Source organism: Cedecea neteri, assembly GCF_000757825.1.
Classification (GTDB): domain Bacteria; phylum Pseudomonadota; class Gammaproteobacteria; order Enterobacterales; family Enterobacteriaceae; genus Cedecea; species Cedecea selenatireducens.
In genome coordinates, this window is the sequence record NZ_CP009451.1 from 646093 (window position 1) to 661495 (window position 15403).

The 15403-nt window shown below is 53.4% G+C and carries 14 protein-coding genes; 9 read left to right on the forward strand and 5 right to left on the reverse strand.

Going from position 1 to position 15403, the window contains the following annotated elements; translation table 11 throughout:
• Positions 1-8: 8 nt before the first annotated feature.
• Complete coding sequence (gene smrA, locus JT31_RS02815; RefSeq protein ID WP_038473088.1) at positions 9-572, reverse strand: DNA endonuclease SmrA; 564 nt, start codon at positions 570-572, stop codon at positions 9-11.
• Positions 573-1015: 443 nt separating this feature from the next.
• Here smrA and ogt point away from each other — a divergent pair, with 443 nt between their 5' ends.
• From ogt to uspE, 3 genes are all read left to right on the forward strand, one after another.
• Positions 1016-1531, forward strand: a complete 516-nt coding sequence (gene ogt / locus JT31_RS02820; protein ID WP_038473089.1) for a methylated-DNA--[protein]-cysteine S-methyltransferase — start codon at positions 1016-1018, stop codon at positions 1529-1531.
• Positions 1532-1724: 193 nt separating this feature from the next.
• Positions 1725-2477 (forward strand): fumarate/nitrate reduction transcriptional regulator Fnr, encoded by a 753-nt coding sequence (fnr, locus tag JT31_RS02825; RefSeq protein WP_038482703.1) that lies wholly within the window; start codon positions 1725-1727, stop codon positions 2475-2477.
• Positions 2478-2610: 133 nt separating this feature from the next.
• Positions 2611-3561, forward strand: coding sequence for a universal stress protein UspE (uspE, locus tag JT31_RS02830; protein WP_038473091.1), 951 nt, complete (start codon positions 2611-2613; stop codon positions 3559-3561).
• 59 nt (positions 3562-3620) lie between these two features.
• On the opposite strand, the gene JT31_RS02835 is transcribed toward uspE, so the two are convergent.
• A complete protein-coding gene (locus JT31_RS02835) occupies positions 3621-4535 on the reverse strand; it encodes a LysR family transcriptional regulator (RefSeq protein ID WP_038473092.1) in 915 nt (304 codons plus the stop codon).
• A gap of 225 nt (positions 4536-4760) precedes the next feature.
• On the opposite strand from JT31_RS02835, the gene JT31_RS02840 reads away from it, so the two are divergent.
• The gene (locus JT31_RS02840; protein ID WP_038473094.1) at positions 4761-5684 is read left to right on the forward strand and encodes a DMT family transporter; all 924 of its coding nucleotides are present in this window, start codon (positions 4761-4763) and stop codon (positions 5682-5684) included.
• A gap of 3 nt (positions 5685-5687) precedes the next feature.
• Here the strand turns inward: JT31_RS02840 and pntB are convergent, their stop codons facing one another.
• Together pntB and pntA are read right to left on the reverse strand one after the other, a co-directional pair.
• Positions 5688-7076 carry a Re/Si-specific NAD(P)(+) transhydrogenase subunit beta gene (pntB, locus tag JT31_RS02845; protein WP_038473095.1) on the reverse strand — a complete coding sequence of 463 codons (1389 nt, stop codon included), beginning with the start codon at positions 7074-7076 and terminating at the stop codon, positions 5688-5690.
• A gap of 10 nt (positions 7077-7086) precedes the next feature.
• Entirely contained in the window at positions 7087-8616 is a 1530-nt protein-coding gene (gene pntA / locus JT31_RS02850; protein WP_038473097.1) for a Re/Si-specific NAD(P)(+) transhydrogenase subunit alpha, read from the reverse strand.
• A 549-nt stretch (positions 8617-9165) separates the two neighbouring features.
• On the opposite strand from pntA, the gene ydgH reads away from it, so the two are divergent.
• From ydgH to rstA, 4 genes are all read left to right on the forward strand, one after another.
• Positions 9166-10110 carry a DUF1471 family protein YdgH gene (gene ydgH / locus JT31_RS02855; RefSeq protein ID WP_038473098.1) on the forward strand — a complete coding sequence of 315 codons (945 nt, stop codon included), beginning with the start codon at positions 9166-9168 and terminating at the stop codon, positions 10108-10110.
• A gap of 302 nt (positions 10111-10412) precedes the next feature.
• Entirely contained in the window at positions 10413-11795 is a 1383-nt protein-coding gene (locus tag JT31_RS02860) for an amino acid permease (protein ID WP_038473100.1), read from the forward strand.
• Between the two features lie 38 nt (positions 11796-11833).
• Entirely contained in the window at positions 11834-12550 is a 717-nt protein-coding gene (gene folM / locus JT31_RS02865) for a dihydromonapterin reductase (RefSeq protein ID WP_038473101.1), read from the forward strand.
• A gap of 77 nt (positions 12551-12627) precedes the next feature.
• The gene (gene rstA / locus JT31_RS02870; RefSeq protein ID WP_038473103.1) at positions 12628-13356 is read left to right on the forward strand and encodes a two-component system response regulator RstA; all 729 of its coding nucleotides are present in this window, start codon (positions 12628-12630) and stop codon (positions 13354-13356) included.
• 53 nt (positions 13357-13409) lie between these two features.
• Here rstA and JT31_RS02875 read toward each other — a convergent pair whose 3' ends face one another.
• Entirely contained in the window at positions 13410-13763 is a 354-nt protein-coding gene (locus tag JT31_RS02875) for a hypothetical protein (protein ID WP_038473105.1), read from the reverse strand.
• A gap of 291 nt (positions 13764-14054) precedes the next feature.
• Here JT31_RS02875 and rstB point away from each other — a divergent pair, with 291 nt between their 5' ends.
• On the forward strand, positions 14055-15350 hold the full coding sequence (gene rstB, locus JT31_RS02880) for a two-component system sensor histidine kinase RstB (RefSeq protein WP_038473106.1): 1296 nt from the start codon (positions 14055-14057) through the stop codon (positions 15348-15350).
• Positions 15351-15403 lie beyond the last annotated feature (53 nt).

Sequence of the window (15403 nt, forward strand, 5' to 3'; positions counted from 1 at the left end):
CTACAGCCTTAACGGCTGCGTTTGGCGTGTTTTTCCCACGTTTCCAGTTTAGCCTGCTCTGATTTTTTTAAAGCAACATAGCAGGCCCCGCTGCCGCCGTGGTGCGGCATCGCCACGCAAAAAGCCTGAACCTCGTCAAACTCGGCCAGCCAGCGCCCAAGGAAACTGCGCACCACGTTGGCATGGGATTTATCTTCTCGCCCTTTGCCGTGAACGATCAGCAGATTACGCAGGCCATCCTGTTTCGCCTGCATGACGTAGGAAAAGAGCAGTTGTCGACAGCGTTCAACGGGCTGGCGAATCAGATTGAGACTGGCCTGCTGGCCGTATTTTCCGAGCCTGAGCTTGTCCAGCACGCCGTTCTGTAAGCCTTCACGCTTGTACTCAAGCGGCGTGTCGAGGGGGATGATTTCCAAAAAATCGGTGGTGAGAAAGTTGTCGAGCTGGGTGGGATCCGGCTTTGCAGCAACGTTCTCTTTCTGAGGTTTGATCCACTGGCTGTCTGCGCAGTTTTTCAGCGGTTTGACATCCTCCATGGCGTCAAGAAACAGCGATTTGTCGTCAAGGTTCACGGTCAATCCTCCGGTGTTATCTGCGGCTACTATAACCTCGCCCTGCGTAGGGCTCAACGGGGATAATGCCAGGCTTCATTTCGTAAACCCGGCGCATTATTTGCGCCACTGTTTTTTTAAAAAATAAATACTTTGCATTTGCGTTAAAAAAACGTGAATCAAATAACCGCAATAGCAATTATTATTATCTGCATTGGAAAATAATCACCGCCGCAATCAGGCTGCCCGGATGACGCTATTTCGGCTCAACGGTCGGTCAGGAGATAATGGGTTTTCCGATGCCATTGATCGTTATTATCGTTGGATTCTTTTTCTGCCTGCATATTACTCCGCAGCGTTAATCCTTTTGGGGTCTGGCTGCTATCGTTGAACGCATGCTATCTTTTCAGCCTGCAAAGGGGCCGGACATCGGCCTGAACCCGCAATAAAAACGGAGTTATGCCGTGCTGACGATATTGGAAGATAAAATTGACACGCCTGTTGGGCCGCTGTGGATCCTGTGCGATGAGCAGTTCAGGCTTCGGGCCGTGGAGTGGGAAGAACATAGCGATCGCATGGCACAGCTGCTCAACATTCATTATGGTGCGCAAGGTTTTCAACGCGTTAGCAGCCGAAACCCGAATGGACTGAGCGATAAGCTACGCGATTACTTTGCGGGCGACCTGGCGGTAATTGATGCTCTGCCTACGGCCACCGCAGGCACGGATTTCCAGCGTCAGGTTTGGCAAGCTCTGCGTGATATTCCCTGCGGGCGAGTGATGCATTACGGGCAGCTTGCGGAGCAGCTGGGCCGGGCCGGAGCGGCACGCGCTGTCGGCGCCGCTAACGGCTCAAACCCGGTCAGTATCGTGGTGCCCTGCCATCGCGTTATCGGCCGTAACGGGACGATGACTGGCTACGCGGGCGGCGTGGCGCGGAAAGAGTGGCTGCTGCGCCACGAAGGCTATTTATTACTGTAGAAGTTGCCAAAAGTGCGGCTATTTATTCCGAAACGGAGTCGCTGCACTTTAATGTTTTAGTGAATTCAACAAGATGACGGCCTTTTTTTAGCCCCCTACCTTTATTATTGTCCGGATAGCGTTCTGCCAGACTTACCTGATCGCAAAAAAGATGTTAAAATTGACCAATATCAATTACGGTCCGAGCATATCTATGATCCCTGAAAAGCGTATTATTCGACGAATTCAGTCTGGCGGTTGTGCTATCCATTGCCAGGATTGCAGCATCAGCCAATTATGCATCCCCTTCACGCTTAATGAGCATGAACTCGATCAGCTTGATAATATCATCGAGCGTAAAAAGCCGATTCAAAAGGGACAAACCCTGTTTAAAGCGGGTGATGAACTGAAATCGCTGTACGCTATTCGCTCCGGCACCATCAAAAGCTACACCATTACCGAGCAGGGCGATGAGCAAATCACCGGTTTCCACCTGGCGGGTGACCTGGTTGGCTTCGACGCCATCGGCACCGGCCATCACCCGAGCTTCGCTCAGGCGCTGGAAACTTCTATGGTGTGTGAAATCCCGTTTGAGACCCTCGACGATCTGTCCGGTAAAATGCCAAGCCTGCGTCAGCAGATGATGCGCCTGATGAGCGGCGAAATTAAAGGCGACCAGGACATGATTTTGCTGCTGTCGAAAAAGAATGCCGAAGAGCGCCTGGCGGCGTTTATCTACAATCTTTCTCGCCGCTTCGCCCAGCGTGGCTTCTCGCCGCGTGAGTTCCGCCTGACCATGACCCGTGGCGATATCGGTAACTACCTCGGCCTGACGGTGGAAACCATCAGTCGCCTGCTGGGTCGCTTCCAGAAGAGCGGTATGCTGGCGGTGAAAGGCAAGTACATCACCATCGAGAACATCGACCTGTTGTCAGACCTTGCGGGCCAGTCACGTAACGTCGCCTGATAACCCCCTCCTTTGCCGGATCGCCTTTTATTCCATTTATTGATCCGGCAGGGGCTCTCCACCTGTTTCATTCCTTTCTTATGGGTTAATCTTACTTCACAGACTGTGGTTAAGCAGTTGTAAGGAGACCTGTATGGCAAACTACCAAAACATGCTTGTCGCGATTGACCCGAACCAGGACGATCAACCTGCCCTGCGGCGTGCTGTTTATTTGCATCAACGGATTGGCGGCAGGATCAAAGCCTTCCTGCCTATCTATGACTTTTCCTACGAAATGACCACGCTTCTGTCGCCTGATGAACGCACCGCCATGCGCAAAGGGGTTATCAGCCAGCGTACGGCCTGGATTAAACAGCAGGCGCAGTACTACATTGAAGCCGGCATTCCTATTGATATCAAAGTGGTGTGGCACAACCGCCCGTTTGAAGCCATCATCCAGGAAGTGATCGCCGGCGGGCACGACCTGCTGCTGAAAATGGCCCACCAGCACGACAGGCTGGAAGCGGTAATATTCACCCCAACCGACTGGCATCTGCTGCGTAAATGCCCTTGTCCGGTGTGGATGGTGAAAGACCAGCCGTGGCCTGAAGGCGGTAAAGCGCTGGTGGCGGTCAATCTTGCCAGCGAAGAGCTTTACCACAATGCGCTGAATGAAAAGCTGGTGAAGGAAACCCTGAAGCTGGCGGATGATGTCAACCATACCGAAGTCCATTTGATAGGCGCCTACCCGGTCACGCCAATCAACATTGCCATTGAGCTGCCTGATTTTGACCCGAGCGTGTATAACGACGCGATTCGCGGCCAGCACCTTGTCGCCATGAAGGCGCTGCGCCAGAAATACGCCATCGACGAGAAGATGACCCACGTTGAGAAAGGGCTGCCTGAAGAAGTGATCCCGGACATGGCCGAGCATCTGCAGGCCGGGATTGTGGTACTTGGTACGGTGGGCCGCACCGGGCTGTCTGCGGCATTTCTGGGCAATACCGCAGAGCAGGTCATCGACCATCTGCGCTGTGATTTACTGGTCATAAAGCCGGATGATTACCAGACGCCGGTCGAAATGGACGATCCGGAAGACGACTGATGTCGCCAGGCCCTTAAGCAGAAATCCCGCTGAATACCGGCGGGATTTTTATTTGTCGCTCAGGCGTTATCATCGAGGCGAATGATGATGCCCCGCAGGTAATCGAGCACCATTCGCTCACTCTCCGCCAGCGGTTTCCCCTGCAGCAGCACGGCGCCAACATCCATATAGGTTGCGCTATCCTCTATCGTTTTTCTCATCACCCGCAGCCCCTCAAGCGACCAGGGACGATAAACCAGATCGGACAGAATGGTGACGCCCCTTCCCTTGGCCACCAGGCTGCGCACGGTTTCAAAAGACGTGGTGGTAAAAGTAACGTTGGGCTGCCCGCCTTTCGCCTGCCAGTGCTGGCAAATCACGTCCGGGTATTTGTCCGTATCCAGCATGATAAACGGCACGCCTGCGATATCGGCCAGCTTTATCGCGGGCTGGTTCAACAGCGGATGCCCCTGCGAAACCCACAGGCGGCGCTGCGAGCGGATAAATGTCTCAACGTTCAGCCCTGCGTCGTGGATGATATTCGACGTCAGCACCAGGGCAAACGCCAGCATTTTGTCCCGAAGCTGTTGGATAAGCTCAGCGGGATCGTCTTCAACAAAGCGGAGGGTCATCAGCGGGAAGTGCTGTTCAACCTCGCTGATAATTGCCGGCAGCAGGTAGGCGGCAAGCGTCTTCGCAATGCCGATGGTCAGCTCTCCGGCTGCCAGCTCAGGCTGGTACTGCAGGTCTTCTATGGCATGCTGGCTGTCGCTGATGATTTTGCGGGCATGAAGTAAAAAGCGCTCGCCGGACGGCGTGAGCTGCACGCCCCTGGGCTTACGCAGGAAAAGCTGACTGTTCAGGGCCTCTTCCAGATTGCGCATGGCCACCGTCATTGATGACTGCGAAATATGGCAGCGGGTTGCCGCTTTAGAGATCTGTTTCGTCTGTGCTAAGGCGATGAAAAACTCCAGTTGCCGCAGAGTAAACTTCATAGATAAAAACGATACCTTGAAATGGAAAAGATGAATTCGCTTTACACCAGGCGGATGTTTATCCTTTTCCTGTCGACTAAAAAGCGTTACACGCCTTTAAAATCAAGCCATCAGGCGCCTGAGCAGACGTTAATTTACCGAGCTGGCCGCATGCCTCATCGTAATTATAGATAAAAGCGATATCTACACGGCATCCTGCCAGCATCATATGATGGAAATCAATCTATGCCGTATTTATTACTCAGCCTCGCCGCCCTGTTCTGGGGAGGTAACTATGTTGTCGGGCATTTACTGGTGGCTCAGGCCGATCCAATTGTTCTCTCAGAAGCCCGCTGGTTGCTGACCGCGCTGCTGTTAATGGCGCTTTACGGGGCGCAGGTTAAAAAACAGTGGCCGGAGATGATGCAGGCCAGGGGCACGGTCTTTTTTCTGGCGCTTTGTGGCCAGGTGCTGTTTCCGGTGACGTTGTATGTGGGACTGCAGTACACCTCCTCGCTCAACGCCGCCATTTACCTGTCGACCACGCCAGCGCTGGTGCTGCTTATCAATAAGCTAGTGTTCAGGGAGGTCATCTCGCGCCGCAACATTCTGGGCGTTATTTTGAGTTCCGCAGGCGTGATCTATCTGGTAATGCAGGGGGATTTGCTGCATCTCGACACGTTGAAAAACCTGAACCGGGGCGATGCATGGACGATGGGATCGGCGGCAAGCTGGGCGCTCTATTGTGCATTTTTACGGCTTAAGCCCAAAACCATCGGCGGTAATGCCTTTGTCGCCGTCAGCGCCGTGATTGGTGCCCTGGTGCTAATTCCGCTGCTTGTTTTTACGCTTATGCACCAGCCGCAGCCGTTTAAAGGCCAGTATCTGAACACTGGTTTTTTAGCCGGGCTGGGCTACCTGGTTATCTTCCCTTCATGGCTGGCTTATCTGCTTTGGAACAAAGGGATTTTAGCGATTGGCGCAACGCGGGGAGAGATCTATTCGCACCTGATCCCGCTCAGCGGCGGCGCGTTCAGCATTCTGTTTTTGAATGTCCCGCTGCACGCTTTTCATTTGATAAGCGCGTTGTTGATTACTGCCGGGATAGCCCTTTGCTCAGGACAGGCAAAAAAAAGCCGCCCTTTCGGACGGCTTTCGCGAGACAGTTGACGCTTAAAGCGCTTTCAGAATCGCTTCGACGCTGGCTTTGGCATCGCCAAACAGCATCTGAGTGTTTTCTTTAAAGAACAGCGGGTTCTGAACGCCTGCGTAGCCGGTATTCATCGAACGTTTAAACACAATGACGTTCTGCGCTTTCCAGACTTCCAGTACCGGCATGCCGGCAATTGGGCTGCGCGGATCGTCCTGGGCAGCAGGGTTAACGGTGTCGTTAGCCCCGATCACCAGCACGGTGTCGGTATCGGTAAAGTCGTCGTTGATTTCGTCCATTTCCAGCACGACATCATAAGGCACGCGGGCTTCCGCCAGCAGTACGTTCATGTGCCCCGGCAAACGACCGGCTACGGGATGAATACCAAAGCGAACTTTGATCCCACGCGCACGCAGCTTCTCGGTAATTTCCGCGACCGGATACTGTGCCTGAGCCACCGCCATGCCGTAGCCCGGGGTGATGATCACCGAGGTCGAGTTTTTCAGCATCTCAGCGGTTTCTTCCGCGCTGATTTCACGGTGCTCACCGGCTTCTTCTGTTTCACCGCTAGAGGAACCATCGGTGCCAAAGCCACCTGCGATAACGCTGAAGAATGAACGGTTCATTGCCTTACACATGATGTAAGACAGGATGGCACCGGATGAACCAACCAGCGCACCGGTGACGATAAGCAGGTCGTTGCTGAGCATAAAGCCCGCCGCCGCCGCTGCCCAACCGGAGTAGGAGTTAAGCATTGACACCACAACCGGCATGTCTGCCCCACCGATGGAGGCCACCAGATGCCAGCCAAACGCCAGCGCGATAACGGTCATAATCAGTACCGCCAGCACCTGCATGCCGACGCTTTCGGTACGCACGAATACCAGCAACAGCGCAAAGGAAACCACCAGCGCTGCGAGGTTGAGCTTATGGCGGTTTGGCAGCATCAGCGGTTTAGACGAAATTTTACCGCGCAGCTTACCGAAGGCCACGATAGACCCGGTGAAGGTCACCGCCCCGATAAAGATCCCGATGAAGACCTCCGTCAGGTGGATGTTCTCCATGATCGGCTCAAGACCCGGACCGTGATCCAGGTAGCTGTTAAAGCCCACCAGCACCGCCGCCAGGCCCACAAAGCTGTGCAGCACGGCAACCAGCTCAGGCATTTCGGTCATTTCGACCTTTTTCGCCAGGTGAATACCAATCGCGCCACCAATAACCATGGCGATGATAATCCACACCACGTTACCGGTTTCCGGGCCAAAAATGGTCGCCACCAGCGCAATCGCCATCCCCGCCATACCGAACAGGTTGCCCTGCTTTGAGGTTTCGTGTTTGGACAGGCCAGCCAGGCTAAAAATAAACAGGATCGCGGCAACAATGTATGCAGCTGTAACTAATCCTCCAGACATTTGTTACCCCTTAGTTCTTCCGGAACATTTTCAGCATGCGCTGAGTGACGGTGAAACCACCAAAAATATTGATACTGGCGATCAGTACCGCAATGAAGCTCAGGAAGCTGACCCAGCCGCCGTGACCAATCTGCAGCAGCGCGCCGACGACGATAATCCCTGAAATAGCGTTGGTCACCGACATCAGCGGCGTGTGCAGCGCATGAGAGACGTTCCATACAACGTAATAGCCGACGACGCAGGCCAGAGCAAACACGGTGAAGTGGCCGAGGAACTCTTTTGGCGCAACGCTCGCAAACCAGCCGAACAGAATAATCGCCAGCGCCATCAGGCCGTATTTAAACCACGGCGAGGTGGTTTTTTTCTCTGGCACCGGTTCTGCTGCAGGTTTTGCCTTCGCCTGAGGCTGGGCAGAAACCTGAATCGGAGGTGCAGGCCAGGTGACTTCGCCCTCGCGAATAACCGTCACACCACGTACCACAACGTCATCAAAATCGACGGTAATGTTGCCGTCTTTTTCTTTGCACAGCAGCTTAAGCAGGTTAACGAGGTTGGTACCGTAAAGCTGGGAAGACTGCGTTGGCAGGCGACCTGGCAAATCGGTATAGCCGATGACCTTCACGCCGTTCGCGGTGACGGTGACCTGGTTCGCAACGGTATATTCGCAGTTGCCGCCGTTTTGCGCGGCGAGATCGACGATAACGCTCCCCGCCTGCATGGAGTCCACCATTTCACGGGTGATCAGCTTCGGGGCCGGTTTGCCTGGGATTAACGCGGTGGTGACAATGATGTCGACCTCTTTCGCCTGGGCCGCAAACAGCGCCATTTCCGCGTCAATAAAGGCCTTTGACATCACCTTCGCATAGCCGTCCCCGCTGCCGGCTTCTTCTTTGAAGTCCAGCTCCAGGAATTCGGCGCCCATGCTTTGCACCTGCTCTTTTACTTCCGGGCGGGTATCAAACGCACGCACAATGGCGCCGAGGCTGTTGGCCGCGCCGATGGCAGCGAGCCCCGCAACGCCCGCACCAATCACCATGACTTTGGCAGGCGGTACTTTCCCTGCGGCGGTAATTTGCCCGGTAAAGAAGCGGCCAAATTCATGTGCGGCTTCGACGATGGCACGATAGCCGGCGATGTTCGCCATGGAGCTAAGCGCATCCAAAGATTGCGCGCGCGAAATACGCGGCACAGAGTCCATCGCCATCACGGTGATGTTCCGCGCCGCGAGCTTTTCAAGCAGTTCGGGGTTTTGCGCTGGCCAGATAAAGCTCACCAGCGTTGACCCTTCGCGGGCAAGCTCAATTTCGTTTTCCAGCGGTGCGTTCACTTTAAGAATAATGTCCGACTGCCAGACATCTGCGCTGTCGGTGATGCTCGCACCCGCGCGTTCAAACGCTTCGTCATCAAAGCTTGCCAGTTTTCCGGCATCACTTTCAATGGCGACCGTGAACCCCAATTTTATCAGCTGCTCTACCGTTTTCGGCGTGGCTGCCACGCGGGATTCATTGGTCAACCGCTCTCTTGGTACACCAATACGCATAGTATTCCCTTCCACCTGTTTTTGATGATGGTTTGCCAGACCTTGCCATGGCCAGACGCAAGCATCCGCCCGCACTCTGCCGGCAGATATCTGTTCCATTACCACTTCAACAAAAAATACATCTGTAACAAACTTTTTATAACCTACTGAAAATAACGACTGTGATCTAGATCCGCATCCGGGTATTTGTATTTTTATCGCAAAAATTCAGCTATCGCGTGGCCAGGCAGCTATTTTTATCTCTATTTACGCGCCAGGGCCTGATAATACGCTTAAGCGAAGCGGTAAGACATGATTCTACGCCGCAGCAAAACCCATTTTTAACAACGCATTAACTAAATAAGTCATAAGCTTTATCAGTTTTACCGGTGAATGCCTCTTTTTTTAACTTAATAACGATTGCTGCCGTCGTTCGTCGTCGGGAAGGCACAAGGCGTGAAAAATGGCGCAGACAAGGACGTTATTTCAAGCCATAATCGGCGACTAATCGGTCTTTATCAGAGAACGCAGTACTAGTACTCATTTTGCGCAAGGCGAAGGATTATTTTTATGAATCTCAAGAACACCCTTCTGGCGTCGGCTCTTATTTCCGTGACTTCGCTGTCCGCTCAGGCGGCGACCGAACTGACCCCAGAGCAGGCGGCCGCACTTAAGCCGTACGATCGTATTACCGTAACGGGCCGTTTTAATGCTATCGGCGACGCTGTTGCTGCCGTTTCTCGCCGCGCAGATGCCATAGGCGCCGCTTCATTCTACGTGCTGGACACCAGCGCAATGGGCGAAAGCGGTAACTCCCGCGTAGTGGCTGACGTTTATAAAAATGATGCCGCTAAAGCCGATGCGCCTAAAAATCGTGTCATCAACGGCTTGATGGAACTGCCGAAGGATCAGGCCTATAAGCTTGAACCTTTTGATACGGTGACCGTTCAGGGCTTCTTCCGTACCCAGCCCGATGTCAACGACGCGATCACTAAAGCCGCGCGTGACAAAGGTGCCGCGTCCTTCTTCATCGTACGCCAGGTTGATACCAACCAGGGCGGCAACCAGCGCGTAACCGCCTTTATTTATAAAGCGGATGCTAAAAAACGTGTTGTTCAGAGCCCGGACCTGCTGCCGGCCAATTCCGAAGCGGGCAAAGCCGCGTTAGCTGCGGGCGGCGCAGCCGCGAAGAACGTGGAAATTCCGGGCGTTGCTTCCTCTGAAACCCCGTCCTCTGACGTTGGCCGTTTCTTCGAAACGCAATCTTCACAGGGTACGCGCTACACCGTAACGTTACCTGACGGCACCAAAGTTCAGGAAGTGAATAAGATTACGGCTGCCCAGATGGTACCGTTTGACAGCATCAAGTTCACCGGCAACTTCAGCAGCATGACCGACGTCTCCTACCAGGTGGCGAAGCGTGCGGCAGCTAAAGGGGCTAAGTTCTACCACGTCACCCGCCAGTGGCAGGAACGTGGCAACAACTTAACCGTTAGCGCTGACCTGTTTAAATAAGATACACCATCAATGCAAGGGCAGCTTACGCTGCCTTTGTTTGAAGGCAAGTAAATCACAGAATGTAATTCATTGTTTTTATTTAAAAAATGTAAGTTTTTTGAAGGGCAATGAATCATCTCAGTCATGAAAGGGCAGCTTACGCTGCCTTTTTTTTTGCACTCAAGTCATTTTATCGCACCACGCGCATTGCAAGCAGTGTGCACACTCCGTAAAATCCCGCGCCTTAGAGCGATCCTCCATTTATATGCGAAAAAGCAAAATAATTATGCGGGATCCTTTCCGACCTCAACAGGATACCTATGGAAAAGAAACTTGGCCTCGCAGCGCTAACCGCGCTGGTATTAAGCTCCATGCTCGGCGCTGGCGTATTCAGCCTGCCGCAGAATATGGCAAGCGTAGCGAGTCCGGCAGCGTTACTGATCGGCTGGGCGATCACTGGCGTTGGTATTCTTTTACTGGCTGTGGCGATGCTGGTACTTACCCGACTGCGTCCCGATCTTGATGGTGGAATATTCACCTACGCGCGCGAAGGCTTTGGCGAGTTAATCGGCTTTTTCTCCGCCTGGGGTTACTGGCTCTGCGCGGTGATAGCCAACGTGTCTTACCTGGTGATTGTCTTCTCGGCGCTGAGTTTCTTTACCGATACGCCGGAACTGCGCCTGTTTGGCGACGGTAATACATGGCAGTCGATCGTCGGTGCCTCCGTGCTGTTATGGATGGTGCACTGGCTGGTTCTGCGAGGCGTACAGACGGCGGCCAGCATCAACCTGGTCGCTACGCTGGCTAAGCTGCTGCCTTTAGGGATGTTCGTGGTGCTGGCGGCCATAGGCTTTAAACTCTCGACCTTCTCCCTCGATTTCACCGGCATCAAGCTTGGCGTTCCCGTTTGGGAACAGGTGAAAAATACCATGCTTATCACCCTGTGGGTGTTTATCGGCGTGGAAGGTGCGGTTGTGGTATCCGCACGTGCGCGAAATAAAAAGGATGTTGGTAGGGCAACGCTGCTGGCGGTGGTTGCCGCGCTGAGCGTCTATCTGCTGGTCACGCTGCTTTCGCTTGGCGTTGTGGCTCGCCCTGAACTGGCGGCAATGCGTAACCCGTCGATGGCCGGCCTGATGGTTGAAATGATGGGGCCATGGGGCGAAGTCATTATCGCTGCCGGGCTGATTGTCTCGGTATGCGGCGCGTACCTGAGCTGGACGATTATGGCGGCTGAGGTGCCACTTCTGGCGGCGACCCATAAAGCCTTCCCGGGAATGTTCGCTCGACAGAATAAAAATAACGCCCCGTCGGCCTCCCTTTGGCTCACGAATATCAGCGTGCAGGTGTGCCTGGTGCTGATCTGGCTCACCGGGTCTGACTACAACACGCTGCTGACCATTGCTTCAGAAATGATTCTGGTGCCTTATTTCCTGGTCGGTGCTTATCTGCTCAAAATCGCCACTCGTCCGTTGCATAAGGCGATTGGCATCGGGGCCTGTCTTTACGGCCTGTGGCTCCTTTACGCGTCAGGGCCGATGCATCTGCTGCTCTCGGTGGTGCTGTATGCCCCTGGATTATTAGTGTTTCTTTACGCGCGTCATACCCATACGCACGAAAAGTCGCTAAATTTAAAAGAAAGAACCATTATTGGCCTGATGCTGCTGGCAGCATTTCCGGCGACCTGGATGCTGGTGGGCTAATCGACACCCTCCCCGGCCGCGATGTAGATTAGGGGAGCATGACTATTAATCGTCCAATTCTTATTACCGGTGCCGGGCAACGTATTGGCCTGGCGCTGGCTCAGCATTTTCTGGCTAAGTCTCAGCCATTAATCATTAGCTACCGCACGCGGCATTCTGCCGTCGACATGCTCGAACAGGCAGGGGCCGTTTGCCTTCACGCTGATTTTTCGAGCAATGAAGGCATCCTTGAATTCGCCGCAAGAGTGAAGTCGCTTACGCCTTCGCTGCGAGCCCTCATTCATAATGCCAGTGAATGGCAGCCGGAGAGTCGCGACACCGCGCTCGGCGATACATTGCAGGCAATGATGCAGATCCACGTTGCGGCCCCCTACTTGCTTAACCACGAGCTTGAAACATTGCTGCGCGGCCACGGACAGGCGGGGAGCGATATTATTCACCTCACCGATTACGTCGCTGAGCGCGGCAACGATAAGTATATTGCCTACGCCGCCAGCAAAGCCGCACTTGAAAACATGACGCTTTCGTTTGCCTCGAAGCTGGCTCCCGAAGTCAAGGTCAACGCCATCGCGCCGGCGCTAATCATGTTTAACGCCGGAGACGATGCAGACTATCGTCAGCGCTCGCTGAATAAATCGCTAATGAAGATCGCGCCAGGCGAACAAGAGATTGTCAGCCTCGTTGAGTACCTGCTGGCCAGCCGCTATGTCACCGGCAGAAGCCACGCGGTGGACGGTGGACGCCACCTACGCTAACGCTGTTTACCAACCATTAATGGTGTAATCTATTGCATCATTGTATGTTAAATTTTTAACAGCCGACGCGGCGGATTATGAGCAAAATAGTTTACGTGGAAGACGACCCGGAAGTCGGTAGCCTGATTGCCGCCTATCTCGGGAAACACGACATTGACGTTATTGTTGAAACACGCGGCGATCGCGCCGAGGCGGTTATCCAGCAACAGCAGCCGGACCTGGTCCTGCTTGATATTATGCTCCCGGGAAAAGACGGGATGACGCTGTGTCGGGATTTGCGCCCACAGTGGGATGGCCCGATTGTTTTGCTGACCTCATTAGACAGTGATATGAACCATATTCTCTCGCTTGAGATGGGTGCTAATGACTATATTTTGAAAACAACGCCGCCTGCCGTGCTTCTGGCACGGTTGCGACTGCATTTGCGCCAACGCGTTTCAGCCCAACAAACGGCTGACACCACCGCCAGTAACCTCAAGCCGCACAAAGCCATTCGTTTTGGCACGCTTTGTATCGACCCGCTCAACCGCCAGGTAACGCTTGGTGATGAAAACGTCGTGCTGTCGACGGCCGATTTCGATCTGCTGTGGGAACTGGCAACGCACGCGGGCCAGATAATGGACCGTGACGCTCTGTTGAAAAATCTACGTGGCGTGACCTACGATGGGATGGATCGCAGCGTGGACGTGGCCATTTCTCGCCTGCGTAAAAAGCTGCTTGATAACGCCACTGAGCCTTTCCGCATTAAAACCGTACGCAATAAAGGCTATTTGTTTGCGCCCCATGCCTGGGAAAGTGAAGCTTAATGGTAGGTGTACCAGGCGAATAAACCCGCTAACGCGGGTTTTTAGATAAACGCCTACTTCACCGGCGTTTTTATATCCAGGAAAGTAAGCAGATCGACGTTCTCTGTGTTCCTGGCCATCTCGTTCAGTGCGGTGAGGGTAAAGCCATAGGCTTTATCACTGGTGTCATCAACGCTGTATACAAACTGACGTGAGCCATCCTCAGTAGCACAGCTAATACTCCACTCTCCATTCTGTTGTTTATTATTTGAACAACGCTGAGGGCCAAAACTGTAGGAAAGATAGGACTCAAGCCTGTCTTGTGCAGTAGAGACAAACGGAGGAACAGAAGAGTTGAAACCGGAAAGAACAATCACCCCACCAGCCAAAAGAAGTACAGCAGCAGCAGAACCCCATTTTTTTGTCATTGCCAAAATCCCTATGAATTTACATCTAAAAATTATTTACGCATATTAGCCCGTTAAAATAGCACGTAGATTTTAGACAAAGATGAACCTGATACGAGAAAATTCTTAAATACCGACGCGGTTTTCAGAAAAAGTTCATCAGTGCCTGACCAAAAACTCGGGACTGGAGATTGAAAACAATATTATATTGGATTGAATACTGCTTTCGACGTAACGCTGGATATAATGCTGTAATAGCGGCAGGAGAAACCTGAAGCACATACGTATGTCATTAATTTACGGTAATATTTAATGAAAAAGCTGTTCGTGCAGTTTTACCTTCTGCTGTTTGTCTGCTTCCTGGTGATGACCATGCTGGTCGGCCTGGTGTATAAATTCACCGCCGAACGCGCGGGCCGCCAGTCGCTGGATGATTTAATGAAAAGCTCGCTGTACCTGATGCGAAGCGAGCTGCGTGAAATCCCGCCGCGTGACTGGAATAAAACCATCAACGATCTCGACCTGAACCTCTCTTTTAAGCTCAATATCGAGCCGATGAGCAAGTTCAAGCTAGATGACGTTGCCGCCCGTCATCTGCGGGAGGGTGAAATCGTGGCGCTGGATGAGGAGTACACCTTTATCCAACGCATTCCGCGCAGCCACTATGTGCTTGCGGTGGGCCCGATTCCTTACCTGTTTTATCTGCACCAAATGAGGCTGCTGGACATAGGCCTGATTGCCTTTATTGCCATCTCACTCGCCTTCCCGGTGTTTATCTGGATGCGCCCACACTGGCAGGACATGCTCAGGCTGGAAAGCGCTGCTCAACGCTTTGGTAAAGGGCATCTCGATGAGCACATACATTTTGATAATGCCTCAAGCTTTGAACGATTAGGCATCGCCTTTAACCAAATGGCCGATAATATTAATGCCCTGATTGCCAGCAAAAAGCAGCTAATCGACGGGATTGCGCATGAGCTCAGAACGCCGCTGGTTCGCCTGCGTTACCGCCTTGAAATGAGCGATAACCTCAGCACAGAAGAGTCGCAGGCGCTCAATCGTGATATTGGCCAGCTAGAGGCGCTGATCGACGAGCTGCTCACCTATGCACGCCTTGACCGCCCGCAGACCGAACTTCATCTTGCACACGTGAAATTTGCCAGTTGGATGGAAACGCACATTGCCGACGTACAGCTCATCCACCGTCAGCGTCAGATAGCCCTCGAGATAGATACCGTCACCGCTATCGACTATGGGGCGCTGGATCTTCGCCTGATGGAGCGAGTCACCGACAACCTGATCAACAACGCCCTGCGCTACAGCCAGCAGCAGCTGCGCATCAGCCTGTGGCGTGAAGGTGATATTGCGAATCTGCAGGTTGAAGATGACGGCCCGGGTATTCCGGAAGAAGAACGCGCCCGCGTATTCGAGCCTTTTGTTCGCCTCGACCCGAGCCGCGATCGCGCCACCGGTGGCTGCGGCCTTGGCCTGGCGATAGTGCACTCCATCGCCGTTGCCATGGGCGGGCAAGTCACTATTGATAGCAGCCCGCTGGGCGGCGCCAGCTTCCGTTTTTCGTGGCCGGTCAACACCACTTACCTCTCCTGACTCTCTGGCCCGAACACCTGTCGGGCCCGTTTTTCCCTGCTGAACACAAACGA

Bases quoted from the DNA above. Each gene is read 5' to 3' on its own strand.
- fnr (WP_038482703.1), top strand. From the start codon at position 1,725: ATGATCCCTGAAAAGCGTATTATTCGACGAATTCAGTCTGGCGGTTGT.
- rstB (WP_038473106.1), top strand. From the start codon at position 14,055: ATGAAAAAGCTGTTCGTGCAGTTTTACCTTCTGCTGTTTGTCTGCTTC.
- uspE (WP_038473091.1), top strand. From the start codon at position 2,611: ATGGCAAACTACCAAAACATGCTTGTCGCGATTGACCCGAACCAGGAC.
- pntB (WP_038473095.1), bottom strand. From the start codon at position 7,076: ATGTCTGGAGGATTAGTTACAGCTGCATACATTGTTGCCGCGATCCTG.
- rstA (WP_038473103.1), top strand. From the start codon at position 12,628: ATGAGCAAAATAGTTTACGTGGAAGACGACCCGGAAGTCGGTAGCCTG.
- pntA (WP_038473097.1), bottom strand. From the start codon at position 8,616: ATGCGTATTGGTGTACCAAGAGAGCGGTTGACCAATGAATCCCGCGTG.
- ydgH (WP_038473098.1), top strand. From the start codon at position 9,166: ATGAATCTCAAGAACACCCTTCTGGCGTCGGCTCTTATTTCCGTGACT.
- JT31_RS02860 (WP_038473100.1), top strand. From the start codon at position 10,413: ATGGAAAAGAAACTTGGCCTCGCAGCGCTAACCGCGCTGGTATTAAGC.
- folM (WP_038473101.1), top strand. From the start codon at position 11,834: ATGACTATTAATCGTCCAATTCTTATTACCGGTGCCGGGCAACGTATT.
- JT31_RS02835 (WP_038473092.1), bottom strand. From the start codon at position 4,535: ATGAAGTTTACTCTGCGGCAACTGGAGTTTTTCATCGCCTTAGCACAG.
- JT31_RS02875 (WP_038473105.1), bottom strand. From the start codon at position 13,763: ATGACAAAAAAATGGGGTTCTGCTGCTGCTGTACTTCTTTTGGCTGGT.
- JT31_RS02840 (WP_038473094.1), top strand. From the start codon at position 4,761: ATGCCGTATTTATTACTCAGCCTCGCCGCCCTGTTCTGGGGAGGTAAC.